Source organism: Brevibacterium sp. (assembly GCF_031179145.1).
GTDB lineage: Bacteria > Actinomycetota > Actinomycetes > Actinomycetales > Brevibacteriaceae > Brevibacterium.
Map to the genome: position 1 here is coordinate 110,133 of NZ_JAPSIB010000008.1, position 25,973 is coordinate 136,105.

Below are 25,973 nucleotides of genomic sequence, written 5' to 3' on the forward strand. Positions count from 1 at the left end.
GGTGCGTTCACTATGCTGGTGAGGAACATGCTCTCCGATCGGCGCCATATGCGCGGTCGTCGTCGACGAAGGACCTCCCATGCTTGAAGCCTCCACCAGAATCGCAGCCATAGTCCCCTGCCACAATGAGGAGATCACGGTGGCGAAGGTGGTCCGTGACCTGCGAGCGGCGGTGCCGGGGATGACCGTCTACGTCTACGACAACTGCTCGAGCGACCAGACCGCCCAACGCGCCGCCGAGGCGGGGGCGATCGTCCGCCGGGAGGACACCCCTGGCAAGGGCAACGTCGTCAGGCGGGCGTTTGCCGATATCGAAGCCGACATCTACGTGATGATCGACGGTGACGACACGTATGAGGCCTCCCACCTTCCCGAGATGATCGAGACGCTGGTCTCCGGCCCCTACGATCATGTGCTCGGGGTGCGGCAGGACAACCAGGAGACCACGTCGTACCGGCCGGGGCATGAGCTCGGCAACCGGATGTTCAACCAGCTCACCGGGTGGCTCTTCGGCTCCGAGGTCTCGGACATGCTGTCGGGCTACCGGGTGTTCTCCCGCCGGTTCGTCAAGTCGTTCCCCGCGATCAGCCGGCAGTTCGAGATCGAGACCGAGTTGACTGTGCACATGATGGCGCTGCGGCTGCCCACCGCCGAGGTGCCCATCGACTTCCGCGACCGCCCCGACGGCAGCGAGTCCAAACTCTCGACCTTCCGTGACGGGTTCCGCATCCTCGGTCTCATCACCGCGCTCGTGCGTCACGAACGTCCCCGTCTGTTCTACGGTCTGCTGACGATCATCCTGGCCCTGGCCTCGCTGATCCTCGGGCTGCCCGTGGTCTGGGAGTTCTGGCAGACCGGGTTGGTGCCGCGCTTCCCGACGGCGATCCTGGCGACTGCGCTGATGGGTCTGGCGTTCCTGATGGGCAGTGTGGGTCTGACCCTGGATGGTCTGCGCAGGGCGCGTCGGGAGACGTCGCGCCTGTGCTACCTGGGACTGCCCGCCGTCAACACCGAGGCGGGTCAGCGGGACCTGGGGTCGCGACCTGAAGGTCGCCCATCGGGCTCGCACCTGGCTTGATGAGGACGGTCGTCCATTCGAGCCTGGTCTGGGACGGCTGCTCGCAGGCGTCGAGAGCCGGGTCATTCAGGAACTCCGAAACAGAGCCCACTAGACTGCGTAACCGTCATGAATGAATCTCTTTCGGTCCGGTCGCGACGTCTCGCGGTGGAAGCCTTCAAGTTCCTCACGGTCGGCGGTCTGGGCTACGTCGTCGACGTCGGGCTCTCGAATCTCCTCGCCTACGGGCTCGGTCCGGTCCCCGCCCTGCTCGAGGGCAGCCCGATCAAAGCCAAGATCATCTCGACGATCGTGGCGATGATCGTCGTCTGGATCGGCAACAAACTGTGGACCTACAGCGATCGGACCACCCACTCGAACCTCCGTGGGATCATGCTGTTCGTCCTGGTCAACCTGGCCGGCATGGTGCTCTCGGTGGTGCCGCTCGGAATCACCTGGTACCTGTTGGGCTGGCACGACCAGCTCAGCTACAACATCTCGACGAACGTCATCGGCATCGGCCTCGCCATGCTCTTCCGTTTCTACGCCTACCGGACGTGGGTGTTCAAGGAAGCCTCTCCCGCCGCCGAGGTGGTCGTGGAATTGGACGACCCCGCGCTCGCGGAGACTGCCGAACTGGACGACCCTCCGGTCGTCGAATTGGACGACACTGCGGTCGCGAAGGCCGTCGACCCCGACTCGCGCCGCTGAGCGGCGCCCACTCCCACAGGCGCCGCTGAGCGGCGCCCACTCCCACAGGCGCCGCTGAGCGAACCCGACTCGCGCCGCTGAGGGTTCGGTTCGTTCAGACCCGGGGAACGGGTAGTCCCAGCTCGCGAATCGTCCGGCCGCCCTTCCGCGCGGCCCTTCGCGCCAGGACGACGGGGTTCGCCCGCAGCCGTGCCGCTGGAGGAAGTCGCCCGGGAAGGTCGAGCTTCGTCAGCCGGCGGCGCTTGAAGTACCGCCGGATGTCCTCCTCCGGCAGACCGTCGAGGAACCTCACAGCGGTCTCGCGCAGCGCCGGCAGCTGATCGGCACGCATGCAGTACGACACCGCATCGACCAGGTCCTGCAGGCTGTAGGCCCGGTGGTGCTTCTGGGCATCGGCGGAGAAGAGGTGATCGCAGATCGTCACGGGGATCCGGTTGCTGTTCTCGTATGGGGTGAAGTTCTCCAGCGCATGCTCGGTTCCGGCCGCGATCACTCGCGACCCGAACAGGCTGTGGGCGGTGGCCAGACCGGTCGAGAAGCACCCGGCCACAGTGGCCGGACGGAGACGGGCGATGCACACCTCGACGGGGACATCGCCGGGAAGCAGGTGGAACTCGATGCCCCGGTCCGCTGCCAGGTGAGCCAGGATGCTGCTCACCGACGCCGAGGCGGCTGGATGCGGTTTGAAGTAGACGGACGAATGCGCGGCGGCATCCTCAAGCAGGCGGGAATAGATCTCCACTTCCTCCTCTACGGAGAACAGCCCGATGTCGGAGAGGTACTGTCCGATGATCACGGTCGCCTCTCTGTCCTCTGCGAGCGCCTCGGCGGGCAGCTGCGCTTCGACCACGGACAGGGTGTCGCGCAGCGCTTGGCGATCGACCACCGTCGCTTCCACCCCGTATTCGCTGAGCAGTCGGGGAGTGAGACCCGGAACGAGATCCATGGTGTACAGGGCGCTCAGGCGCTGCCGGACCCGCGACTCGACGCGATTGCGGGTGGGGCCGTAGCTCATCAGTCCATCGGAGTGCACCCTCACCTCGGCGCGGGAGAACACGCGAGCCAGCGCCAGTGCCGGGTGGGCCTGAAGGGATTCGACGTAGAGCTGGAGGTCGGCATTGTCCACGCCCCAGGCGCGGGAGAAGAACCGGGTCCAGACCGGGATGTCGGAATCGCGAGGGCCCCACTGAGCGGGGTGATAGGGATGAAGCCACTCGTTGAGGTCGATTCTGCGGTCGAAGACGTCGAGCAGGGGCGCTGCGAACGGAGAATCCGAGAACGACGGGCCCACCTCGTTGATGATGCGATTGTCGCTGATGAGGAGGATGCGCTCCTCGGCATCCTCGATGAGACCGGAATCGATCGCCGCATGGAGGTTGACGAGCTGGAGCAGTGAGGAGACTTCGAACAGCTGTTTCATGACGTCCTTCCGTCCGATCCTGCGACCAGTTGCTTGCGGTGCCTGAGGGTCCGCCGGATGATCGGAGCGAGGCGGCGGCGGCGCTCGGGTTTCATCGACGCGAGGATCGCGGTCCAATCGTCTTCCGGAAGCTTCGCCGCGGCGCGGGCGGTGCGGTCGATCAGCTCATGCTGGATCTCCCGGGTCATCTCGGACTTCCGCTGCAGGTGGATGTCCGCCAGCGCCATGAGGTTGTGCCCGGCCTTGATCGTGAAATCACGGAACTCCTCCCGGTCGAGGGTCTGCTCGATCGAGGCCTGGCAGCTGTCGATGAAGCAGAGCTGGCGTTCGTCATAGACCGCGGTGATCGAGGTGGGGACGTTCCTTCGATAGACCGGCCCCGGAGAGTCGACGACGGCGAACGTCTCGGCTTCGAGGAACACTCGCCAGTTCCATTCCCGGTCCTCGGCCGACAGCAGGGACTCATCGAATGCGAGGATCCCGGACTCCCACAGCTCGCGTCGGTAGAGACCGGCGAAGGCGTTGGGGAAGTCGACCATGGTCGCTGCGAACCCGTCGACGATGAAGTCCTTGGTGTTCAGGGCTCTCGCACGGAGTGAGACGGGCGCGGTCATCAGCTTCCGGGTCTTCCCGGTGGCGCGGATAACATCGGTGCGGACGAAGTCGACCCCCAGTGTTTCGATCGCGTCGAGCATCACCCGCAGGTGGCCGTCGGCGAACCAGTCATCGCTGTCGATGAAGGTGATGTGACGACCGGTGGATGCCGACATTCCGGAGTTGCGAGCCGCGGGCAGCCCGCCCGGCTTCGGTTTGCGGATCATCTGCATCCCAGGGAACTCGGGGCGGCGCGATTCGACGATCTCGGCGGTCGAATCCGTTGAGCCGTCGTCGACGACGATGACTTCGAGCTCGTCGGCGGACAGTCCCTGGTGGCGCAGGCAGGTGAGCGTGTCGGCGATGTAGAGCTCGGCATTCAGGGCCGGGATGATCACACTGACGGCGGGGGGTGAAGTCATGGAAGCCTCGTCATTGGTCGTGGGCGTGCGGTGGGATCGCGCTGGCAACGTGCGGCGGGATTGCGCTGTCGACGTGCGGTGGGACTCGGCGGTCAACGAGCGGGGCGGCGCTGCCGGCTGATGGGCGCGGCCGTCCGTAGCGCACCCGGCGGTAGGCCCGGACGACGAACTCGGGGGACACGGTGCGCAGTTCGGCGCGCGCGAGCATCCGCTTCTGCTTCCACAGAGCCCGGCGCATGTCGGGCAGCTGCCCCTGCCTGGCGCGCAGGCCGAGCAGACCCAACCGGCGTCGGAGGTGCCCGTCGAGGGGATGGAAGTAGTTCGCCGACAGCCACTCGGTGGTGGGGAAGGGGATCCGACCGGCGGCCACCTCGGCGAGGCTGGCCGTCGCGCCGGAATCGGCGAAGACCTCGTTGAGCAGCTCGGGCTCGAACCCGAAGTCCGAGATGAGCGCGGTCGGGATCCCGCGGTCGATCGATTCGAGTGCTGCGGTCGAGGACACGGTCACCAGCGCCGAGGTGGGGGTGAGGAAGTCGCTCATCGGCCCGTATCCGAGTTCCAGACGGTCACTGCCGGGCACTCGCGCCGCCCGCAGCTCGTCGAGGATCTCGTGATACGGGTGCTGCTCGTGGTGCGTCTCCTGCTCACCCGGGCGGGACCGGACCTTGATGATCGTGCGCGAACCGGGGTGGGCGGCGGCGAACCGGGCGAGGGCGCCGACGATGGCGGTGCGATCGAGGCGGTCGGCGGGCACCTTGGCCTGTGTGGCGAAGACGAGCGTCTCAGGGACAGCGGAGCCGGTGCGGATCGGGGCCGGGATTCCCACCGACCTCAGCATCGGCAGCCGCCCGAGGATGACCTCGGTGGGGACTTCGACTCGGGCGCTGACCCGTTCGTACTCGGAGACCTCGAACTGGGAGTGGGCGATGAAGGCATCGCCGAGGCGGCGGTAGCGCATCCCCTTCTGCCGGGCGGGCAGTCCCATCCCCGGAAGCCCGGAGACGAGGGCCGGCCGCGGGGAGAGGGCGTGCGCGCTGGCGAAGACCTGGGCGACGACGGGCCCGGTGGCGGCGGCGAGCACGATATCGGGACGCAGCGATGCCACGGTGGCGGCCACCTCGGCGCGGGTGATGGTCTCGATCTCGCGCGATGCCCACGGTGTCCCGGCCACCGCGTGTCTGATCTGCTCGGGGGTCGGCAGGATCGGGTTGTCGATGAGGAAGACGTGGGCGTCGACGCCGGGCAGGGTGCTCAGCAGAGCGCAGGCCCATTTCAGGTAGGACTCGCTGTCGGAGATCGAGACGATCCGCAGCGTCTCCGGATAGTGGTTCGCAGTGCTCATCAGCTCGCGGCGGCCTTCAGCGTCTGGGAGTTCAGGGACGTTCGGAGACTATCCGGTGCGGCTCCGGTCCACCAGTCGGCGGGGATCTCGGTGACGTCGATGGTGACATCGGGATTGAGCACGGTCAAGGACACGACGGCGGTGCTCGGCAGGCTGCGGATGGTCGATTCCGCGGGCAGATTGACCAGACGCAGTTCGATCGGCAGTCCGACGTGTTTGATCCTCACTCGGGGGTCGGTTCCGAGTGCGGACAGGAACTCATCGGTCTCCCGCCGGTGTGGGTAGTAGGTGATCGGCCCCAGGTCGATGATGGCCTCCAGCCACTCCCGGTACCTGGCCTCGGAGATCAGCCCATCCGCGGCTAGAGAGGAGCCGATGACCGGGTTGTCCCTGGGGTGGCTGCCACCGGTCGGCAGCGTCTGCAGGAAGTCGAAGCGATGGGTCGCGATGCCGGCCCCGGTGGCGGTGAACGCCGCGGCGAGGGCGTCGGGGACCGGCAGCGCGGTGTGCCAACTCAGACGCCCCGATGCCGCGAGGCCGCGGAGCCGGTCGGCGACGTAGGCGGCGATGATCCTGCGGGAGGGTTTGAGGGTCTGCCGGGCGCGGATCAGGGGGCCGCCCGGCGACGACAGGATGTCGATGGTCGAGTACGTCGCCAGCCCGTCGTCGAGGATGACCACCTCGGGCAGGCGCCGTTCCAGGTAGGCCAGGGACAGCGCCTTGTGCATCTGCCCGGAACAGGGATCGCCGAGGTAGATGCGCTCAGGCGGTCGGTCGCGCAGGATGCGGTGCTTGGCACCTTCCCGCTCGACCCGGACGTTGTCCGGCAGCCAGCCGAGGTCGAAGGCATCGAGGAAGGAGGTCATTCCCTTCGCCTGGGAGCGCGCGACGATGAGCAGCTCTCCCAGCCCGGCCGGTGCCGCAGCCCGGCGCTGTCCCTCACCTGTCGCCCGTGCCGGGGAGATCGCGGAGGTGTGGGCTTCGAGGGCGGAGAGGAACTGCAGTGGGGACTCGACGAAGGCGACGGAGTAGGAGGGAGAGTTCATTCTGACGTGGTCACGGATTCCTTCGGTGCTGGTCGTACGCTGATGTGAGGCCGATGCAGGAGGAACCGCCCCACCACCTCGGCGAGGTGATCGGGCAGTTCGGGCTCCTGGCGGGTACTGGCCGGTGTCTCAGACGGAGACTTTGCGCAGGGAATCGATCTTCGACTCCTCACCGGGCATGACGCGCTTGATGCCGTCCCCCTGGGCGACTTCGAGCACGCGCACACCCTTGACCAGCGAGGTGAACTCGCGCGGTTCCATCGAAGCGGACTGGTCCGAACCCCACATCGAGGAGTCGAGGGTGATGTGGCGCTCGATCGTCGCAGCACCGAGGGCGGCGGCCGCGAAGGAGATCTCGAGGCCGAGCTCGTGGCCGGAGTAGCCGACAGGCACCTCGTAGCGCCGACGCATCGCGGGGATGGCGGCGAGGTTGACCTCTTCGGGAGGCAGCGGGTAGGTCGAGGTGGCGTGCATGAGGACGAGCTTGTCACGGTCGAATACCTCGACCGCGGCATCGAGGGTGGCCCAATCGGACATGCCCGACGAGCACAGGACCGGCTTGCTTGTGTCCGCGATCGCCCGCAGGAGCTCGAAGTCGGTCAGTGAGGCGGAGGCAACCTTGTAGGTCAGGGCGTCGAACTCGGTCTCGAGGAATTCGACCGAATCAACGTCCCACGGGGAGGCGAACCACTGCAGGCCGATCTCCTTGGCGTACCGGTCGATCTCGGTGTATTCGTCCTTGCCGAACTCCACCCGGTATTTGTACTCGAGGTAGGTCATCTCGCCCCACGGGGTGGAGCGCATCTTCGACTTCTGGTGTTCGGGCACGGCGACGTCGGGGTTGCGCTTCTGGAACTTCACGGCCTGGGCGCCGGCGGTGACGGCGACATCCATGAGCTGCTTGGCGATCTCCACGTCACCGTTGTGGTTGATGCCGATCTCGCCGATCATGTACACGGGCTGGCCGTCACCGATGAGGTGATCTCCGATGGCCACGGGAGCGAGCTGATCAGTCATGGAACCTGCTTTCGAAGTTGGATGGTGCTGGTTGGACGGTGCTGGTTGGTGGATTGCGTTCAGTGTGGTGGGGCCGGTCGATCAGGGCTGAGAGTCTGACTGACAGGCACCATGGCTTCTCAGCGCTGCGCGTGCGCCAGGGCCGGCTCCCGGTGAACGGGATGGGGAACGTATGAGGTTGTCTCCGGCGCTTCGCCTGCTTGAGGTTCCGCCGGTGCCTGGGCAGCCTGCTCCCGGTTCGCGGACCCTGCCTGCACGGGCTCGGCCCGGACCGGGATCAGATCGCAGACCTCCCGGACCGCGCCGCGTCCGCCCGGCCGATCGAGCACGACTCGGGCAGCCGCCCGCACCTTGGGGTGGGCGTCGGCGACGGCGATGGGCCAGCCGACGACGTCGAAGGCTTCGAGGTCGTTGATGTCATTGCCGACGTAGGCCACGCGGGACGCGTCAAGACCGTTGCGGTCGATCCACGCACGCAGGACCTGACCTTTATTGTCGACGCCTTGGGTTACTTCTACGTGAAGTTTCTCCGCCCTGCGGGTGACGACTGGATTGCGTTCTTTCGACAGGATCATCACCGGCACTCCGGCCTTCACCAGTCGGGAGACACCCATGCCGTCACCGCGGTGGACGCGGACCTGCTCATTGCCGTCCTCGTCGACATAGGCACCGTCGTCGGTGTGGACGCCGTCGAAGTCGGTGACGAGTGCGTCGACGTCGATGATCTCCGCCGTCTCCTGCGTTGAGGCGATCGCCCGGACCAGGGTCAGGTCAGACATGTCGTCGATCTCGCGGGCATGCTCGGGCGGGACCTCCTCGATCGCGATCCGACCGAAGAACCGGTGCTCGTGGAGGAGCAGGCCATCGGTGCGCATGACGTAGAAGGCGCCGGTTTCGTTGAAGTGCTGCGCCCGGTCCTGGCGGCGGGGACGGAACGAGGCGTCGTGGCCGACAGCCACGGCATGCCCCTCGGCGTCGAGGCGCCAGAGGAAGGAATGGTCCTCGACCGCGGAGAACACGACGTCGGCAAGACCTGAGGACACGGTGCGCACCGCATTGTCGATCGACGCGGAGTCGATGAAGGGGGAGGTGCACTGGAGGAACACGGTGGTGTCGAAGCGCTCGTCAAGGCTGCCGAGGGTGTGGATCAGCGCCGACTCACTCGTCGCCAGGTCTCCGGCGATGTCGGCGGGACGGTGGGACACCTCGGCGCCGGCCCGGATGGCCTCGGCGGCGATGTCCTCGTGATCAGTCGATACGATCACCCGGTCGATGCTCGGGGTGGCCCTGGCGGCGTGGACGGCGCGGGCGAGGAGCGAGGTCCCGGCGACCTTCTGCAGGTTCTTCAGGGGGATGCCCTTGGAGCCGCCGCGGGCCGGGATGATCGCCACCGTGCGGTGCGGCCTGTCCGTCGTCGCCGGAGGGTCGGGGAGATTCGTCGTCGTTTCTGCAATCACAATGATTCGACGCTAACGAGGCGGGGTGACGGGACGGTGAACGGAGATCGACGCCGAGGCGAGGGCTGGATTGCCGGCCGGTGCCGGGTCCGCTGGTGGGAGGGCCGAGGTGAGGGGGTGGTTCTGTCCTCGGACATAATGGTGGGATGCCATTCAAACGTTTCACGGCAAGAGTGCTGTCTTCTTTCGGCGCGAATGTCTCCCCACTGCTGCCCGTTAGGAAGCTTGGCTCACGTGAGAAGTGGGCGTTTGCGCTCAGCAGTGCGGTCGGGCTTCTCGTGGCCCTCTATCTCATCCGGGCGACAGCGCCGGGCCTGCTCACCAACGACAGTTCCTTCCAGCTCGCGCAGGCGCTGGGCCAGGAGCCGTTCAACGACTGGCACCCGGTGATCATGAGCGTGGTCTGGAGCGGCCTGATCTCGATGACGGGCAGCATCGGGTCGATGGCGGCGGCCCAGATTCTCTTCGCCTGGCTGTGCGCCTGCGGTCTGTCCGTGTTCCTGCTGCGGGCCACGGGCCGGTGGTGGACTCCGGTGGTGGCTCAGGTCTTCATTCTGCTGCCGAACACGATCAACATGTGGGGAATCGTGTGGAAGGACGTCCACCTGGCTCTGGCGCTGGTGTGCTCGATCGTGTGCCTGTTCCTGATCCGGACTGCGGGCAGGCGGATGGGCTGGGCGCTGTTCGGTGTGAGCGTGCTCGCGCTGATCTACGCCGTGCTGGTGAGGAAGAACGCGATCGTCATCGCCCCGCCGATTCTGTTGGCGGGAATCTTTGTGCTCACCGGGCCCTGGTCGGCTCAGCGTCTGCGTCGGCCTGTGCTCATCACTGTGGCGGCGGTCTGTGCTTTCGTGATCGCGGTGCTCGGTGTCGGCAAGGCGATCGATCTCGCCGTCGATCCCTCGCACAATTCGCAGTTCACCCAGGTGATGATCGACGACATCATCTTCGCCCTGCCCACCGAGGCCGTTGAGCGCAGCGAAGTCGCATCCCCTGAGCTCAAGGAGAAGATGCTCGCTGCGAAAGCCGAGTGTGAAACCAAGGAGGCGTACTGGGACGCCTACTGGAAGTGCTACGGGCGCGGTGCCTCGGGGAAGGGCTTCACGAGCGTGGCCCGTCCCGATGAGATCACGGCGCTGTGGATGGAGCAGGTGCCGAAGGAGCTGCCCCGTTATGTCGACTATCGGCTCTTCACGTTCGGCAAGCTGCTGTTCACGAGCAAACTCGAGTTCGTCAACCACAACAAGGCGTTCGAGCCGTTGGAGTACCCGCGAGCCAATCAGGCGGTGGAGTCCTATGTTGTGGATCTCGGGGTGACTCAGCTGCCGTGGCTGTTCCACGGCTGGTTCTGGCTGCTGCTGAGCCTGGCGGGACTGGTCGCGGGCTTCAGGGCGCGATCGTTCGTGGGGCTGTGCGTGCTGGCGGCCGGTGTTCTGTATCTCGCGAGTTTCATCCCCACCGTGCCGGCCCAGGACTACCGCTACATCTTCCCGCTGGTCCTCACGACAATGCTCGGCGGGGCGATCGTCGCCATCGATGCCCGTGTCCGCGCGAGGGGCGTCGCTCGTTCGCGCGGTGGCGATCGTCTGGACGGGGGAGGCGACCGTCTCGACGCGGCCGACGATCGTCTGGACGGGGGCGGCGACCGTCTCGACGCGGCCGACGATCGTGTGGACGGGGGCGGCGACCGTCTCGACGCGGCCGACGATCGTGTGGACGGGGGCGGCGGGTTCAGCGCCAGGTGACGTTCCACATGCGGGCGTTCCACGCCTCGAACGGGATGACTTCACCCGTGTAGATCGGCCAGAAGTAGGCGAACGCCATGATCGCGGCGACGAGGACGAGCCCGACGCCGAGTCGACGCAGGAGCAGAGGGCCGGGCACCCGCCGGCCGCGGGGGACGCCGACGGGCGCTCGCCCCCACAGCAGTGCGAGGCAGTACGTGAGCGCGAGGACGACGAAGGGCACCATGACAATGGTGTAGAACGTGAAGATCGTGCGCTCCTGGTAGGCGAACCACGGCAGCCAGGTCGCGGCGAGGCCGGTGAGGATGACTCCGGCACGGACATCGCGGCGCAGGATCCAGGCGGCCAGGACGAGGAGGAGCGCGACGGGTGCCAGGCCCCAGATGACGGGATTGCCCACCGAGGTGATCGCCGAGGAGCACTTGGTCGCGGCGCATCCCAGGTCGCCATGGCTGAGTGACTCGTAGTAGAAGGACGTGGGCCGCCACTGCACGATCCAGCCCCACGGGTTCGACATGTAGGGGTGTTCGGATTCGAGTCCGACGTGGAAGGAGTACGCCGTGTAGTGGTAGTGCGCCAGGCCCGGCAGCCAGTCCAGCCAGGAGGGCAGCGCCTGCCACCAGCCGGGCGTCTCGGCCGCCCATTGCCGATCCCAGGCGTCGGCGGAGAGGATCCACCCCGACCAGGTGACGATATAGGTGACCAGTGCGACCGGCACGAGTCGGAGGAACGCGGGCACGCTGTCCCTGATCAGAGCGCCGAGCCACGGGTGGACGACGCCGGCGCGGTGTCGCGAATGCACATCCCAGGCGACGACGAGAATCCCTAACGCCGCGACCGCATAGAGACCCGACCACTTCACCCCCATCGCCAGCCCGAGGCTGAGGCCCGCGGCCAGCAGCCACCAGCGCGCGCCGAGGCGGGGGCCGAAGTTGAGCGCGTCTCGGTTCCGTCGGGCAGCGGCCGCGGCATCGAGGGCGTGTGCCGGTTCTTGTGTCGACTCCCGGGTTTCTTGGATCGACGGGGACCCCGCGACCGACTCGGTGGCAGGAATCTGCTGGGTCGACGCAGACCAGGCGGCCAGCCGCTTCGTCACCTGCTCGCGGTCGAGGACGATGAAGGCGAAGGCGAGCAGGATGAACGCCATCAGGACGATGTCGAGCAGACTCGTGCGCGAGTGAACGAAATGCTCACCGTCGATGGCGAGCAGTCCGGCAGCGACGCACGCGAAGAACGGGGAGCGCAGCAGCTTCCAGGCGATGAAGCCGATGAGGAAGATCGTCGCCGTGCCGAGGATCGCGACGGAGAAGCGCCAGCCGAACGAATCGTCGGCCCCGAAGAGATGGATGCCCGCGCCGATGATCCATTTGCCCAGCGGAGGATGGACGACGTACTCAGGGGTCGACTCGATGACGCTGGGATCGCCGGCATTGAAGGAGTCGTCGGCGCCCTCGGGCCAGGATCTCTCATAGCCGTACTTGAAGACGGAGTACCCGTCCTTGACGTAGTACGTTTCGTCGAAGATGAGGCGATGCGGGAAGTCGAGGCGGAACAGCCGCAGCACGCCGGCGATCACTGTGATCAGGAGGAGCGCCGGCCACATCCACACGGGCGCCCGAGTCGACCACATTCCTGCGGTGAAGAGTTCGCGCCGGATGGCAGCTGCGTTGGAGAGGAGCGTCTCGTGCCGCCGCGCTCGCTGCTCCTTGGCCATGCGGGAGTCGTGCCCCGCAGGTGTGGAGGAGTCGTGCTCCGCAGTCATGGGGGAGTAGTGCTCCGCAGTCAGGGGGGAGTAGTGCTCCGCAGGGGCGGCCTCGGGGATGCCGTGCAACGATTCGTTTTCGGGGTCGGTGGACCGCCTCGGCGGAGGGGGATCCTGGGGCTGGTTCATCAACGACAAGTTTAAGGTGCTCGGCTGCGCAGAGTTGCAGGGCCCATGCAGACTGAGGTCGCATGTGCCGACCGGGGCCGATGCGGGCCTCTGCACTTCACCCGGCCGACAACCCGCAGTGCTCGGTTGCGGGCCTCCCGCTCCGGTGCCCCGCAGACGCCGACCGCCTATACTGGCGGCATCGACTACGACACCAGCTCCCCCTACGGCACCAATGCCGCCTACGGGCCCAACTCTGCATATGCGCCTGATGGAGGCTGCGGCCCCAACCCCGCACAAGGGCCCAACTCTGCGCATTTCCATGACCCCGCCGCCGTATACGGTCACAATTCCGCGTACGCTCACAACCCCACCGCAGCGTACGCACATGATCACAACACTGCGTACGGTCACAACGCCGCGTACGCACATGATCACAACGCCGCGTACTGGCCGCAGATGCCTGTCCCGGTCAAGCCGAAGGCCAACAGCACAGCGACTTGGTCCATGTGGTTGGGAATCGTCGGGCTGGCCGGCGGAATCATCTGCCAACTGCTCACGTTCTTCCTCTCCTACGTCGGGCTCATCTTCATATTCGTGACCATGGTTCTCTGGTTCGCGCCGATCCTCGCGGTCGTCTTCGGCGTGAAAGCTCAGCGACAGGTGAAGCAGAGATACGAACGCGGTGCCGGTCAGGCGACCGCCGGCCTGGTGATGGGGATCGTCGGAATCATCGCGGCGCTGCTCTATCTGATTCTGCTGATCATGTTCGCAGGAGCGGCGATCGCGTTCTTCGGAGTCGTGGGCGCCTTCAACTGATTCTCGGACCCGTGCAGACCGAAGTCACCGCTGTGGGCCGGGTGCGGAACGGTGCCGCATGGGAAGAGCGCGCTGCAACAGGATTGCAACCTCGTCGCCTTGGGTTGCGCCTGCCGACTGGGTACCGTTGTACCTGAGTTCAAGGAGAGCAGGCCAATGAGCAGTCAGAACAACTGGAACAATCCAGACATGTACTACCAGCAGGAGCGTCCTCAGTCCGGACCCTCTTATGATTCCAACTACGGATCGAACGTCAGCAACGTTCCGGCCAGCTACAACTCCGGTTCCGCCTACGGGGCCGGAGCCGCCTATGGGGCACAGCCCAACTATGCCGGATCGGCAGCCGGCTACCCGATGCTGCCCCCGAACAACACCCTGGCGATCATCGGCATGGTGGCATCGATCTTCGGGTTCGTCTCCTCGATCTTCATCGCAGGAATCGCCGGAATCATCATGGGTCACATCGCTCTCAAGCAGATCCGCGAACGTGGTGAACGCGGCGAGGGGATGGCGAAAGCCGCACTCTGGGTCGGCTACATCGGCACCGCACTCTGGGTGCTCTTCTGGATCGTCTATGTGCTGTTCTTCGTGGTCATCCTCGGCGGCGTGTTCTTCGCAGCCGGAGTTTCCTGAGGATGACCACCTCCTCATCGGAGCAGAATTCCGATGGACCGACTGCCTCGGGGGAGGAGATCTCGGCGGAGCCCGACTCCGTCGGTGACCCCCTCGAGAAGGATGTTGACCACTTGACCGGGATCGACCCCCTCGCCGACCCCGCAGGCGGGCGACTGGTGCTTGTCGGCACTCCGATCGGCAACCTCGGCGACGCTTCGCTGCGGATGCAGCAGGCCATCGAGACGGCCGACGTCATCGCCGCCGAGGACACGCGGCGCTTCCTCTCGTTGGCGCAGCGACTCGAACTCGAGCACACCAATCGTGTGATCAGCGTCTTCGACCACAACGAGCACAGTCGCGCCCCCGAGCTCGTGGAACTCATCCGCGCCGGCAGGACCGTCGTCCTTCTCAGCGATGCCGGCATGCCGGCTGTCTCCGATCCCGGGTATCGCGTCGTCAAAGCCTGCGCCGAGGCAGATCTGCCGATCACCGCCACCCCGGGCCCCTCTGCGGTCCTGATGGCGCTCGCGGTCTCGGGGCTGCCGAGCGACCGGTTCAGCTTCGAAGGGTTCCTGCCGCGGAAGGGCGGAGCGCGCAGAAAACTGCTGGAAGAGCTCAAGACGGAGAAGCGGACGATGGTCTTCTTCGAAAGCCCGCATCGGATCACCGACACGATGGAGGACTTCCTCACCGTGATCGGCGCCGACAGGCCGATGAGCATCAGTCGGGAGCTGACCAAAACGTACGAGGAGACCCTCCGCGGAACCATCGGCTCGCTGCGCGACCAGGCTGCCGGGGGACTGCGCGGGGAGCTCACCCTGGTGCTGGCCGGTGCCAGCGAGGAGGAGACGAAGCCGGAGGACCACCTCGGCCAGATGGCGGTGCTGGTCGACTCCGGCGTCCGCGCGAAAGAAGCCGCCGGGCAGGTGGCGAAACGCTTCGGGCTGTCCAAGCGCGACATCTACGAGGCCTGGCTGCACCGGGAGTGACGGGCGGTGCTTCCCGGCCGGCGCGGCCACTGGCAATTCCGCTGCATGGTCCGTCAACTGCGGTATTTCCTCCTGCGGAACTTCAGTCCCGTCGAGCCGAGCATGCGGACTTGAACGTGACAGGTTGTGGATATTTGAAGCCTGCTTTGCTTTGAATGGCACGGTTTGCAACTCGTGCTAGTCAAAGTGGACCGGGCACAAATGGTCAGGTGCCGTCGGAAGTGGAACCGTTCCGGCCACTTCGCGGCATCCTGAGGAAGTCACTCCGAAGGCGTTAGAGCAACGGCTCCGCAGACTCGCGTGCGTGCCGGCCTTGAGTAGACGTGTGACTGCATGACAGCGACGGACTGCTGATGACTCGTGCTCTCGAATCCGTGGACATGTGCTCGAACTTGGGCTCTCAGGCGCTGTGGGATGAGAACGCCTGTCCACATCCAAGAAATCCGAGCGTGAATTGCGCCTTTCACTCGGAGAGAGTGAACGCATGATCGAAGGAATTCGGGGCAGGTACAACGTTGTCACATACACCGACCTCAGGGCCGCAGGAGTATCGACAGTGGAGATCTCGAGGGCGAAAAGCTGCTGCCTGATGGTGCTGAGTCGAGGAATCTACTCGATCGTCGCTGAGTGCTCGAAGCCCCAACATTCGCGAATACGTGGTTTCGCAACCGACAGCGAGTGGGTGGACTACTTTCGCACAACTTCAGTGGCAGATCGCCTTCGCGATCGCAGATTTCAGCAACACGTTGCCCGCCTGGCAGTTGTCCACTATCCGAGTTATCGGACCGACGACGTCGTATTCGGAGTCTCGGCTGCTCTGCTGCATGAGCTTCCACTTTTCGATGTGGCGCTCAGACCGATCACGGTTGCTCATTCGAGTGCGAGCTCCGTGACGGGTGAGATCAAGCGACTGCGGCGCCCGATTTCCGTCGAGGACCAGGCGATCGTCGCGGGCGTCCGCGTAATCACCGCTATACGTACGGGTCTCGAGCTTATTTCTTTGGAGAGTCCTTCCGCAGGCCTTGCAGCACTCGACTGCGTGGTCAGAAGGACGGTCGTCGCGAAAACGGGTGACAAACGGCTGGGAGCCAGGAATCCCCGACTCATGTTCACCAAGGGACGAGAAATCGTGGACGCTGAGTTCGTACCTGCAGCACTGCGGCTGAAGCGAGGGAAGCGTTTGGCACTGAAGTTACTCGACATCGTATCGCCGCTCTCGGAGAGCTACGCGGAAAGCCGGTCGTCATTCAACCTGCATCAGCTCGGGCTGCCCGACTTCGTGCAGCAATGGAACGTCGTTCACGAAGGCAGTCTGCTCACTCGACTGGATTTCCTGCACAAAGAGACTAAGACTGCGTTGGCCATCGATGGGGTGGGAAAGTACGTCGAAGCTGGGCGCGGCAGGCTGAAGAGGGAAAGCTACCAACACAACACTCTGCTGTCGATGGGGTTCAAGGTCATCCACTTCAGCTTCAGTGAGGTGATGCACCTGCCGGTTTTCGGTCTGAAGCTCTTTGAACAGGTGCCAGAACTGCTCAAGTTCCGGCGCTCCGCATTCCTGAAGTGATCATGAGCCCTCCTCGCGGGGACCATTGGCGACTCGATCTATTTGAAGCACTGGTTGCTTTGAAAAGCACTGGGCGGAAACCGTGCCTTTCAAAGCAACCAATGCCAATTGGGAAAGCATCCAGTGCCAAAGCCCGTTCCTGTCGCTCGGCGATTGTCCCTGCCACCACCCCGTGAACCCACCCGCCCCTTGGACCCGCACCGACCCTCTGCAGCGCGTCCTTTAGACTGAGATACCTATGGGTTATTACTTGACGACAGCCATCGCCTACCCCAACGGGGCCATCCACATCGGGCATGCCTACGAATACATTGCCGCCGATGCTCTTGCCCGGTTCAAGCGCCTCGACAATCACGAGGTCTTCTTCTGCACCGGCACCGACGAGCACGGACTGAAGATGCTGCAGTCGGCGAACAAGCTCGGCATCACGCCCAAGCAGCTCGCCGATGACAATGCCGCGAACTTCCGTAATACCCAAATCGCGCTCGGCTCGACCTACGACCGGTTCATCCGCACCACCGACCCGGACCACTACGCCACCTGCCAGGCCGTGTGGCGCAGACTCGAGGAAGCCGGCGACATCTACCTCGACTCCTACTCCGGCTGGTACTCGGTTCGCGACGAGGCCTATTACACCGAGGACGAGACCGAGGTCGTCGACGGCGTCCGCCTGTCGAAGGAGACCCGCACCGAGGTCACCTGGACCGAGGAGGAGTCCTACTTCTTCCGCCTCTCGAAGTACCAGGACAAGCTGCTCGAACTGTACAAGAACCACCCCGAGTTCCTCGGCCCGGATTCGCGCCGCAACGAGATCGCGTCCTTCGTCGCCTCCGGGCTCAAGGACCTGTCGGTCTCCCGCACGACCTTCGACTGGGGCGTGCCGGTGCCCGGCGACGAGAAGCACGTCATGTACGTGTGGATCGACGCCCTGACCAACTACCTCACCGCCGTCGGCTACCCCGACGACGAGGAGCGATTCGCCAAGTGGTGGCCCGCCGACGTCCACATCATCGGCAAGGACATCACTCGCTTCCACGCCGTCTACTGGCCCGCGTTCCTGATGAGCGCCGGCATCGAGCTGCCCAGGCGCGTCCACGCCCACGGGTTCCTCTTCAACGCCGGCGAGAAGATGTCGAAGTCCGTCGGCAACGTCGTCGATCCCATCGACCTCGTCGACGCGTTCGGGCTCGACACGCTCCGCTTCTTCCTCTTCCGCGAGTTCTCCTACGGCCAGGACGGCTCGTACACCAAGGACTCGATCATCACCCGCAAGAACTCCGATCTCGCCAACGAGTACGGAAACCTCGCGCAGCGTTCGCTGTCGATGATCGCGAAGAACTGCGACGCCCAGGTGCCGCAGCCCGGAGAGCTCTCCGACGCCGACGAGGCGCTGCTCGCCCAGGCCCGTGCGGTCCTCGACACCGCCCGCCGCCACGTCGACACCCAGAGCCTCCACCTCTACGTCGAGGCCTGCTGGAAGGTGCTGTCCGAGGCCAACCGCTACTTCTCCGCGCAGGAGCCGTGGAAGCTGAAGAAGACCGACCCCGACCGCATGGCCACCGTGCTGTGGGTGACGATCGAGGTCGTGCGCATCATCTCCATCCTGATCCAGCCCGTCATGCCCGGCTCCGCCCGCAAGATCCTCGATCTGCTCGGTGTGGCGAAGGGCGGGGCCGAGGCGGGCGCGAAGGTGCTGAGCACGGCGATCGAGAACGGCTCCGGCGCCGAGGCGATGGCCTCCGTGGGTGCGGGCGCAGCAGTCGGCGTCGCCGCCGGGGCAGGGGTCGCGGCGGCGGGGATCGCTGCTGCCGCCGCCGAGTCCGCGGAAGCCGGAGTCACTGCCGCCGAGGTGGACCCGCGGTCGTTCGCAGCGATCGACTATCCGCTGGTGCCGGGTACGCCCCTGCCCAAGCCCGAGCCGGTGTTCCCGAAGTTCGTGGAGGAGTAAGAGCAATGGCCTCTCGTGCCGCCGGGACCTACCCTCCGGTACCGGCTCCGCTTGCCCATCCGGTGGTCGACACCCACACCCACCTCGACATCTGCACTGGTGCCCGTCTGCCTCTGGGCCAGGGCGAGCCCGAGCCGCAGCTGGCGCCGAAGGAGGATGAGGAGTTCCCCGGACTCGACTTCTTCCACGACACCGCGCAGGCGGCCGATGTGCGGCGGATCGTTCAGATCGGCTGCGATCTGGCCGCGGCGAGGTGGACCGCGGAGCTCGTGGCCAGCGAGTATGCGGGGACCACCCCAGCCGAGATTGCGCTCGGACGTGACGCCTCGGAGCTCCTGAGCGGCGTGAACGCTCGCGGCGCCGAGACGATGACCCCCAATGCGCGTCCGGGCGACGCGGCGGAGTCGGGCGCCCAGAACGCATCCATTGCCGTCGCTGAGGCGCGAGCCCCACGCACGTGGATGCTCGGGGGAGCGGCGCTCCACCCGAACGAGGCGCCGAGGCTGGCCGAGTTCGGCAAGCTGGACGAGGCCCTGACGGAGATCGAATCGCTCGTGACCTCCCATGACCGGATGCGCGTGGTGGGGGAGACCGGCCTCGACTACTTCAGGACGGGGGAGGAGGGGATCGCCGAACAGCAGCGGTCCTTCCGCGCCCACATCGAGATCGCCAAGCGCACCGGCCGCGCCCTGCAGATCCACGACCGCGAGGCCCACGCCGATGTTCTGCGGATTCTGCGTGAAGAGGGCGCCCCCGAGGTGACCATCTTCCACTGCTTCTCGGGCGACGAGGCGATGGCTCGCGAGTGCGCCGAACACGGCTACTTCATGTCATTTGCCGGCAACATCACCTTCAAGAACGCGGACGAGCTGCGGCGTGCGGCGGCCGTGGCTCCATTGGACCTGCTGCTGACCGAGACCGATGCACCCTTCCTCACCCCGCACCCGCATCGCGGCAAGCCGGGTGGGCCCTACCTGACTGCGGTCACCGCACGGAAACTCGCCGAGGTGCGCGGAATGCCCGAGGAGGACCTCTGTGCGGCCGTGTGGGACAACTCCACCCGAGCATTGGGCTCCTGGAACTGAACGTGATCTGCGTCTCTCGACCGAGATCTTTTGATGCCGACTCTGTGATCAAGTTGTTTTCCTGCAACCGGGGTGACCTGGGCTTCTCACGCCGTGTTCAGCTTGGTTCCAGGGTTACCGGGTCATGCCTTGGCGTTACATTCTTGTGATGTTTTGCCCTCCTTGTAACGAATCGGTTACAGTGGATGAGTCGATGAACTCTGCCCCAGGGATATTTCTGTGATTGATTTTCTCAAGAACCGCAAAGCGCAAATAGTTGCACAGGCGGTTGTGATTACCGGACTCGTGGGCGGCACGGGTGCCGTCGTCACGATGAACAAGCCTGTGACCCTGTCTGTGAACGGCCAGTCCGAGGAGGTTCGAACCTTCGGCGGAACTGTCGGCGATATTCTCGAGAGCCGCGACATCAAGCTCGACAAGCGCGACGAGGTCAAGCCCGGCCTCGACAAGAAGGTCGACCGCGACATGGATATCACCGTCAACACGGCCAAGCAGGTCACCCTCGACGTCGATGGAAAAGAATCCAAGGAATGGACGACGGCGAACACCGTCGGCCAGGCTCTTGCTGACCTGGGCGTCGATGCCCGTGATGCCGAGCTCAATGCCAAGGTCGACCAGAAGCTCAAGGAAACCGGCAACGACATCGACGTCACCACTGCCAAGGATCTCACCGTCCTCGCCGACGGCAAGGACCACAAGGTCACCGCTCCGGTGGAGACCGCAAAAGAGGCTCTCAACGAGGCCGGCGTACAGCTGGACAAGGATGACTTCCTGTCGGTTCCGCTCAGTGCCGCTCCCGCCGATGGTCAGGTTCTCACGGTCAACCGTGTCGAGAACAAGACCGTCAAGGAGAAGGAGTCGATCGAGCCGAAGGTCGAGAAGAAGAAGTCCGACTCTCTGCCCAAGGGTGAGACCAAGGTCGAGAAGAAGGGCAAGGACGGTCAGAAGGAGATCGAGTACACGGTCAAGACCGTCAACGGCGAAGAGGTGAAGAAGGAGAAGAAGGCCGAGAAGGTCCTCTCCGAGCCCGAGACCAAGGTCATCGTCGAAGGCACCAAGGAGAAGGAAGCTCCCTCCACCGGCGGCGGATCCGGCGACTCCGGTTCCGGTGGCGACAGCGGTGACTCCGGATCCGGTGGAGATTCCGGTGAATCCGGCTCCGGCGGCGGAGGCGGCGGCACCATGAGCAAGGATGAGATCAAGGCCATGCTCGGTGGACCCGGCAGCAAGTGGTACTCGATCGCCAAGTGCGAATCGGAGTTCAACCCGAAGGCCGTCAACCCGAATGGCCACTATGGACTGTTCCAGTTCAAGATGGCCACCTGGCAGTCCATGGGCGGATCGGGCAACCCGGCCGACGCCAGCCCGCAGGAGCAGTTCGACCGCGCCAAGAAGCTGCAGCGCGAAGCCGGCTGGAGCCAGTGGGCATGCGCCTGATCGCGTAGTCCAGCTTCAGCTGACAGCCACATGACCGAGGGCCCCGGAGAGATCCGGGGCCCTCGGTCGTATCCGGCGATGCCTTGGCGAGCATGATCACTGCACTCGACGACCGCCTCGGCGAGGCTCCTTCCTGGGGTTTCGCCCAGAGCATGAACGATCCTTGGCACTCAAGTTGACCGAGTGCTAATTGCGTCCTAAAGTCGAATTAGCACTGACACTCCATGAGTGCCAGTTTCACCAGACGGTCGATCCGCTCGGCACCCGCGACGACGAGAGGGTCATGGCAGCAGCCGCCGTCTGATCTTTGTCAAGAAGAACCCAGCGAAGGGAGAGGGCCCGATATGTCGGTCTCCATCAAGCCACTCGAAGATCGGATCGTTATCCGTCAGGTCGAAGCAGAACAGACCACTGCCAGCGGTCTGGTCATCCCCGACACCGCCAAGGAGAAGCCTCAGGAAGGCGAAGTTGTCGCAGTCGGCCCCGGCCGCGTGTCGGACAGCGGAAACCGCGTTCCGGTTGACGTCAACGTCGGCGACCGCGTCATCTACTCGAAGTACGGTGGCACCGAAGTCAAGCACGGTGGCGAAGAATACCTCGTGCTCTCGGCTCGTGACGTGCTCGCCGTCATCGGCTGAATCCTTCCGAATCACTTTCTAACATCACGGAGGACGAATGCCTAAGACTCTAGAATTCAACGACGAGGCCCGCCGCGCACTCGAACGGGGTGTCAACGTGCTCGCCGACACCGTCAAGGTGACGCTGGGACCTCGCGGACGCAACGTTGTTCTCGACAAGAAGTGGGGTGCACCCACGATCACCAACGATGGCGTGACCATCGCTCGTGAGATCGAGATCGACGATCCCTACGAAAACCTCGGCGCTCAGCTCGCCAAGGAAGTTGCCACCAAGACCAACGACATCGCCGGTGACGGAACCACCACCGCGACCGTCCTGGCTCAGGCCTTCGTTCACGAAGGAATGCGCAACGTCGCCGCCGGCGCCGCTCCGGGCGCCCTCAAGCGCGGAATCGAAACCGCCGTCGAGGCTGTCTCCGACCAGCTGGGCACGATCGCCCGCGATGTCGCCGACTCCTCTGAGATCGCACACGTCGCCGGTCTGTCCGCCCAGTCCGAGGAGATCGGCTCGCTCATCGCGGCCGCCTTCGACAAGGTGGGCAAGGACGGCGTCATCACGATCGACGAATCCCAGGCTGCCAATGTCGAGCTCGAGATCACCGAGGGCATGCAGTTCGACAAGGGTTACCTCTCCCCGCACTTCGTCACCGACGCTGAGCGTCAGGAGGCAGTGCTCTCCGACGCGCTGATCCTCATCAACCAGGGCAAGATCTCCAACATCCAGGAGCTCCTGCCCGTGCTCGAGAAGGTGCAGCAGGCAGGCAAGCCGCTGTTCATCGTCGCCGAGGACATCGAGGGCGAAGCCCTGTCGACCCTGGTTGTCAACAAGCTGCGCGGAATCCTCAACGTCGCCGCCGTCAAGGCACCCGGCTTCGGTGACCGCCGCAAGGCGATCCTCGAAGACCTCGCCGTCCTCACCGGCGGCCAGGTCGTCACCGCGGACATGGGCATGAAGCTCGACCAGGTCACCCTGGAAGAGCTCGGCAACGCCCGCACCATCACCGTCACCAAGGACAACACGACCATCGTCGATGGTGCCGGGTCCGATGAGGATGTTGCCGGTCGCGTCGCCCAGATCCGCTCCGAGGTCGAGAACACCGACTCGGATTGGGACCGCGAGAAACTGCAGGAGCGCTTGGCCAAGCTCTCCGGCGGTGTCGCAGTCATCAAGGTCGGCGCCGCCACCGAGGTGGAGCTCAAGGAGCGCAAGCACCGCGTCGAAGACGCTGTGTCGGCGACCCGCGCCGCCATCGAAGAGGGCATCGTCGCCGGTGGTGGATCGGCTCTGATCCACGCCGCGAAGGTCCTCGAGGGCAACGACCTCGGCCTGACCGGCGATGCAGCCACCGGTGCTGACATCGTCCGCCGCGGTGTCGTGCAGCCGCTGCGCTGGATCGCCGAGAACGCAGGCCAGGACGGCTACGTCGTGGTCTCGAAGGTCGAAGAGCTCGAGTCGGGGCAGGGCTACAACGCTGCCACGAACTCCTACGGTGACCTGATCAGCGCCGGAATCATCGACCCGGTCAAGGTCACCCGTTCGGCACTGCGCAACGCCGCTTCGATCGCCGCCCTGGTGCTCACCACTGAGACCCTGGTCGTCGAGAAGAAGGAGGAGGAAGAGGACTGATTCCAGTCTGACTCTTCGTCACCGTTTCACGCGTGGCCCGGAACTTCGGTTCCGGGCCATTCGTGTGCCCGGAGGCCGGGTGACCACTGAGGTGCCGGTCGATTCGCCGAGGAACCGGGTGACCGGCCGGTGAGCCGGGTGACCAGCAGAGCTGTCGGGTTTTCCCGAGGCCGCCCTCAGGGTTACTGCACCGTCACCCGATCGAGGGCTCAGTAGTGTGGAAACCGATGACAGTCCCCTCGAGATCAAGGTGAACCAGCAGTGACCCAGCCCCTCCCCGACCCCGCATCCCCGACAACCTACTCGGCGCCGCCGATCGCTCGAGTCCGCAACGTCACGAAGACCTACGCCAGCGCGCACACGTCGGTGACAGCCCTGCAGGATGTCGATCTCGACGTCGCTCCCGCCCAGATGACCGCGATCATGGGCCCCTCGGGGTCGGGCAAGTCGACGCTCATGCACATCATGGCGGGTCTCGACACCCCGACCTCGGGCAGAGTCCTCATCGGCGACCGGGAGATCTCGGCACTGGACGATGACGAGCTGACGAAGCTGCGTCGGCGGAAGATCGGCTTCGTGTTCCAGGCCTTCAACCTCATCTCCACTCTCACCGTCATCGACAACATCCTTCTGCCGTTCGAGCTCGACGACCGGAAGCCGACGACCCAGGAACGCGAATGGGTCGACCACCTCGTCGCACGTCTGGGAATCGACCACCGACGCGACCACCGACCGAACGAGATCTCCGGCGGTCAGCAGCAGCGCGTCGCGATCGCGCGGGCCCTGGCCACCCGCCCCGACGTTCTCTTCGCCGATGAGCCGACCGGCAACCTCGACTCCCGGTCCGGACGCGAAGTCATGCGGATCATGTCCGAGGCGGTGCGGGACCTGGGCCAGAGCATCGTCCTCGTCACCCATGACCCACTCGTCGCCGCCTCTGCCGGGCGCGTCGTGTTCCTCGCCGACGGTCGGCCAGTCACCGAGCTCGCCGGGACGTTCCGCGCCGAGGAGGTCGCGCAGACCATGCTCGACCTCGAATCCGATGCAGCTCTCGACTCTGAGTCGGACGTCGAAACCGGCACGGCCCACGGCTCCCACGTCGTCACCTCGGCGACAGAGGTGGAGGCGCCGTGAACCCGATCCGCGAGATCCGCGCGAACCCCCGACAGTTCGCCCCCAGCTTCCTCGTCGTCTTCATCGCCGCCCTGTTCGGCACCGCGATCATGCAGGGCATCGGCATCCTCAGCGCCCTGATGCGCTCTGCCGAGGTGGTGTCCGGCTCCGACACCGCGACCGTGATGATCATGGTCGTCGGCATGACGTTCTTCCTCATCGCCCTGTTCGTCTCCAGCATCGTCATCGCGAACACCTTCAGCATCATCATCGCCGGACGCAGTCGACAGCTGGCCCTGCTGCGACTCATCGGGGCGTCGACGAAGAGGCTGCGCCGCTCCGCAGGGCTGGAAGGGCTCATCGTCTCGATCCCCGCCACCCTGGCCGCGGTGGTCGTGTCGACCGGTCTGGCCCTGGTCACGCTCGGACTCCTCGGCGACGCGGTGACCGCCGACCCGGGGGTCGGGAGCTTTCAGATGTTCGTGCCCGCCGTGGCCACCATCGTCGTCACCTGGTACGCCGCCTTTCTCGGGGCGAAGCGGATCTCCGGGATCTCCCCGATCGAGGCGACCTCGCAGGCCGTCGAACAGCGCTCGGAGGACGCCCGATCATCGAAACGGTCACTGGGGCTCGCCCTGGTGCTGCTCACCCTCGGCCTGATCATGCTCGGCGGCGGCGCTTTCCTCGGCTTCGCCCTGTCGAACCCGGCGGGCCTCCTCATCGCCACCCCGGGAGGAGCGTGCTCGTTCCTCGGACTCATCATCGGCAACGCCTGGTTCCTCCCGCCGCTGCAGAGGTTCACGGGCGCAGTCATGGGCCGGAGCGCCGCGACCCGATTGGCGGCGAAGAACATCGACCGGCATCCGACCCGCAGTGCCCGCACGGTCATCGGCCTGATCATCGGCATCACGCTCGTCACCATGTTCGCCACCGCGATGACGACTTTCCGCGACCAGCTCGTGAGCTATGCGCAGAGCCTGGGCCAGGAGGGGTTCGAGATCGTCGAGGACGCGCTGATGCAGGTCATCGACCGCACGATGCTCTTCTTCCTCGGCATGGTGGCATTCTCCGTGATCATCGCGGTCATTGGCGTGGTCAACGCGCTGACGCTGTCCGTGAGGCAGCGGACCAGGGAGATCGGCCTCCTCATGGCTCTGGGGCAGAGTCCGGCGAAGGTCAGGTCGATGGTGCTCGGCGAGGGTCTGCAGCTGACCGCGGTCGCCTGCCTCGTCGCGGTTCCGCTGGGCATCGTCTACGGATGGATCGGAGCTCTGGCGGTCATCTCGCCGCTGACCGGGTTCTTCGCCCCGAGTCTGCCGTGGTGGGTGCTGGGCGTCGTCGTTCTCGGCTCGCTGCTCGCGGTGGCTCTGGCCAGTCGGGCCCCGGCGAAGGCGGCGACGACGATCAACCCCATCGAGGCGCTCGAAGCGGTGTGACGACGTTACCATTGAGCA

General features: G+C 65.3%; 21 protein-coding genes. 14 read left to right on the plus strand and 7 right to left on the minus strand.

Translation table 11 applies throughout. The features are described from left to right. Positions 1–79 precede the first annotated feature (79 nt). Complete coding sequence (locus tag RIT73_RS08020) at positions 80–1,078, plus strand: glycosyltransferase (protein ID WP_309131551.1); 999 nt, start codon at positions 80–82, stop codon at positions 1,076–1,078. Positions 1,079–1,186: 108 nt separating this feature from the next. Next, positions 1,187–1,768, plus strand: a complete 582-nt coding sequence (locus tag RIT73_RS08025; RefSeq protein ID WP_309131552.1) for a GtrA family protein — start codon at positions 1,187–1,189, stop codon at positions 1,766–1,768. A gap of 94 nt (positions 1,769–1,862) precedes the next feature. Here RIT73_RS08025 and RIT73_RS08030 read toward each other — a convergent pair whose 3' ends face one another. The 6 genes from RIT73_RS08030 to RIT73_RS08055 all read right to left on the minus strand — a co-directional run bounded on the left by RIT73_RS08030 (position 1,863) and on the right by RIT73_RS08055 (position 9,063). Then, positions 1,863–3,188 carry a polysialyltransferase family glycosyltransferase gene (locus RIT73_RS08030; protein ID WP_309131553.1) on the minus strand — a complete coding sequence of 442 codons (1,326 nt, stop codon included), beginning with the start codon at positions 3,186–3,188 and terminating at the stop codon, positions 1,863–1,865. After that, entirely contained in the window at positions 3,185–4,204 is a 1,020-nt protein-coding gene (locus RIT73_RS08035; RefSeq protein ID WP_309131554.1) for a glycosyltransferase family 2 protein, read from the minus strand. The genes RIT73_RS08030 and RIT73_RS08035 overlap by 4 nt, the downstream gene beginning before the upstream one ends. A 10-nt stretch (positions 4,205–4,214) precedes the next feature. Further along, a complete protein-coding gene (locus RIT73_RS08040) occupies positions 4,215–5,546 on the minus strand; it encodes a DUF6716 putative glycosyltransferase (RefSeq protein WP_309131555.1) in 1,332 nt (443 codons plus the stop codon). Beyond that, positions 5,546–6,592 carry a hypothetical protein gene (locus RIT73_RS08045; RefSeq protein WP_309131556.1) on the minus strand — a complete coding sequence of 349 codons (1,047 nt, stop codon included), beginning with the start codon at positions 6,590–6,592 and terminating at the stop codon, positions 5,546–5,548. The genes RIT73_RS08040 and RIT73_RS08045 overlap by 1 nt, the downstream gene beginning before the upstream one ends. Before the next feature lie 129 nt (positions 6,593–6,721). Continuing rightward, positions 6,722–7,609, minus strand: coding sequence for an N-acetylneuraminate synthase family protein (locus tag RIT73_RS08050; protein WP_309131557.1), 888 nt, complete (start codon positions 7,607–7,609; stop codon positions 6,722–6,724). Positions 7,610–7,728: 119 nt separating this feature from the next. Beyond that, positions 7,729–9,063: an acylneuraminate cytidylyltransferase gene (locus RIT73_RS08055; protein ID WP_309131589.1), complete on the minus strand. Its 1,335-nt coding sequence runs from the start codon at positions 9,061–9,063 to the stop codon at positions 7,729–7,731. A 149-nt stretch (positions 9,064–9,212) separates the two neighbouring features. Here RIT73_RS08055 and RIT73_RS08060 point away from each other — a divergent pair, with 149 nt between their 5' ends. Further along, positions 9,213–10,811: a hypothetical protein gene (locus tag RIT73_RS08060; RefSeq protein WP_309131558.1), complete on the plus strand. Its 1,599-nt coding sequence runs from the start codon at positions 9,213–9,215 to the stop codon at positions 10,809–10,811. Here the strand turns inward: RIT73_RS08060 and RIT73_RS08065 are convergent. Further along, entirely contained in the window at positions 10,798–12,702 is a 1,905-nt protein-coding gene (locus RIT73_RS08065; RefSeq protein WP_309131559.1) for a phospholipid carrier-dependent glycosyltransferase, read from the minus strand. The genes RIT73_RS08060 and RIT73_RS08065 overlap by 14 nt on opposite strands. A 45-nt stretch (positions 12,703–12,747) precedes the next feature. Here RIT73_RS08065 and RIT73_RS08070 point away from each other — a divergent pair, with 45 nt between their 5' ends. From RIT73_RS08070 to RIT73_RS08120, 11 genes are all read left to right on the plus strand, one after another. Beyond that, complete coding sequence (locus RIT73_RS08070; RefSeq protein WP_309131560.1) at positions 12,748–13,500, plus strand: DUF4190 domain-containing protein; 753 nt, start codon at positions 12,748–12,750, stop codon at positions 13,498–13,500. Positions 13,501–13,656: 156 nt separating this feature from the next. Beyond that, positions 13,657–14,133, plus strand: a complete 477-nt coding sequence (locus RIT73_RS08075) for a DUF4190 domain-containing protein (protein WP_309131561.1) — start codon at positions 13,657–13,659, stop codon at positions 14,131–14,133. A gap of 2 nt (positions 14,134–14,135) precedes the next feature. Then, positions 14,136–15,104 carry a 16S rRNA (cytidine(1402)-2'-O)-methyltransferase gene (gene rsmI / locus RIT73_RS08080; RefSeq protein WP_309131562.1) on the plus strand — a complete coding sequence of 323 codons (969 nt, stop codon included), beginning with the start codon at positions 14,136–14,138 and terminating at the stop codon, positions 15,102–15,104. Positions 15,105–15,588: 484 nt separating this feature from the next. Then, positions 15,589–16,671 (plus strand): hypothetical protein, encoded by a 1,083-nt coding sequence (locus tag RIT73_RS08085; RefSeq protein ID WP_309131563.1) that lies wholly within the window; start codon positions 15,589–15,591, stop codon positions 16,669–16,671. 238 nt (positions 16,672–16,909) lie between these two features. Then, entirely contained in the window at positions 16,910–18,619 is a 1,710-nt protein-coding gene (metG, locus tag RIT73_RS08090; protein WP_309131564.1) for a methionine--tRNA ligase, read from the plus strand. Positions 18,620–18,624: 5 nt separating this feature from the next. Further along, positions 18,625–19,704 carry a TatD family hydrolase gene (locus RIT73_RS08095; RefSeq protein ID WP_309131565.1) on the plus strand — a complete coding sequence of 360 codons (1,080 nt, stop codon included), beginning with the start codon at positions 18,625–18,627 and terminating at the stop codon, positions 19,702–19,704. A 270-nt stretch (positions 19,705–19,974) separates the two neighbouring features. Beyond that, complete coding sequence (locus RIT73_RS08100; protein WP_309131566.1) at positions 19,975–21,141, plus strand: ubiquitin-like domain-containing protein; 1,167 nt, start codon at positions 19,975–19,977, stop codon at positions 21,139–21,141. A gap of 344 nt (positions 21,142–21,485) precedes the next feature. Continuing rightward, on the plus strand, positions 21,486–21,779 hold the full coding sequence (gene groES, locus RIT73_RS08105) for a co-chaperone GroES (RefSeq protein ID WP_113902438.1): 294 nt from the start codon (positions 21,486–21,488) through the stop codon (positions 21,777–21,779). 37 nt (positions 21,780–21,816) lie between these two features. Then, positions 21,817–23,406 carry a chaperonin GroEL gene (groL, locus tag RIT73_RS08110; protein ID WP_309131567.1) on the plus strand — a complete coding sequence of 530 codons (1,590 nt, stop codon included), beginning with the start codon at positions 21,817–21,819 and terminating at the stop codon, positions 23,404–23,406. A 261-nt stretch (positions 23,407–23,667) separates the two neighbouring features. Continuing rightward, a complete protein-coding gene (locus tag RIT73_RS08115; RefSeq protein ID WP_309131568.1) occupies positions 23,668–24,540 on the plus strand; it encodes an ABC transporter ATP-binding protein in 873 nt (290 codons plus the stop codon). Beyond that, positions 24,537–25,955 carry an FtsX-like permease family protein gene (locus RIT73_RS08120; RefSeq protein ID WP_309131569.1) on the plus strand — a complete coding sequence of 473 codons (1,419 nt, stop codon included), beginning with the start codon at positions 24,537–24,539 and terminating at the stop codon, positions 25,953–25,955. Before RIT73_RS08115 ends, RIT73_RS08120 begins: the two co-directional genes overlap by 4 nt. Positions 25,956–25,973: the final 18 nt, after the last annotated feature.

Bases quoted from the DNA above. Each gene is read 5' to 3' on its own strand.
- RIT73_RS08020 (WP_309131551.1), top strand. From the start codon at position 80: ATGCTTGAAGCCTCCACCAGAATCGCAGCCATAGTCCCCTGCCACAAT.
- RIT73_RS08025 (WP_309131552.1), top strand. From the start codon at position 1,187: ATGAATGAATCTCTTTCGGTCCGGTCGCGACGTCTCGCGGTGGAAGCC.
- RIT73_RS08030 (WP_309131553.1), bottom strand. From the start codon at position 3,188: ATGAAACAGCTGTTCGAAGTCTCCTCACTGCTCCAGCTCGTCAACCTC.
- RIT73_RS08035 (WP_309131554.1), bottom strand. From the start codon at position 4,204: ATGACTTCACCCCCCGCCGTCAGTGTGATCATCCCGGCCCTGAATGCC.
- RIT73_RS08040 (WP_309131555.1), bottom strand. From the start codon at position 5,546: ATGAGCACTGCGAACCACTATCCGGAGACGCTGCGGATCGTCTCGATC.
- RIT73_RS08045 (WP_309131556.1), bottom strand. From the start codon at position 6,592: ATGAACTCTCCCTCCTACTCCGTCGCCTTCGTCGAGTCCCCACTGCAG.
- RIT73_RS08050 (WP_309131557.1), bottom strand. From the start codon at position 7,609: ATGACTGATCAGCTCGCTCCCGTGGCCATCGGAGATCACCTCATCGGT.
- RIT73_RS08060 (WP_309131558.1), top strand. From the start codon at position 9,213: ATGCCATTCAAACGTTTCACGGCAAGAGTGCTGTCTTCTTTCGGCGCG.
- RIT73_RS08065 (WP_309131559.1), bottom strand. From the start codon at position 12,702: ATGAACCAGCCCCAGGATCCCCCTCCGCCGAGGCGGTCCACCGACCCC.
- RIT73_RS08070 (WP_309131560.1), top strand. From the start codon at position 12,748: ATGCAGACTGAGGTCGCATGTGCCGACCGGGGCCGATGCGGGCCTCTG.
- RIT73_RS08075 (WP_309131561.1), top strand. From the start codon at position 13,657: ATGAGCAGTCAGAACAACTGGAACAATCCAGACATGTACTACCAGCAG.
- rsmI (WP_309131562.1), top strand. From the start codon at position 14,136: ATGACCACCTCCTCATCGGAGCAGAATTCCGATGGACCGACTGCCTCG.
- RIT73_RS08085 (WP_309131563.1), top strand. From the start codon at position 15,589: ATGATCGAAGGAATTCGGGGCAGGTACAACGTTGTCACATACACCGAC.
- metG (WP_309131564.1), top strand. From the start codon at position 16,910: ATGGGTTATTACTTGACGACAGCCATCGCCTACCCCAACGGGGCCATC.
- RIT73_RS08095 (WP_309131565.1), top strand. From the start codon at position 18,625: ATGGCCTCTCGTGCCGCCGGGACCTACCCTCCGGTACCGGCTCCGCTT.
- groES (WP_113902438.1), top strand. From the start codon at position 21,486: ATGTCGGTCTCCATCAAGCCACTCGAAGATCGGATCGTTATCCGTCAG.
- groL (WP_309131567.1), top strand. From the start codon at position 21,817: ATGCCTAAGACTCTAGAATTCAACGACGAGGCCCGCCGCGCACTCGAA.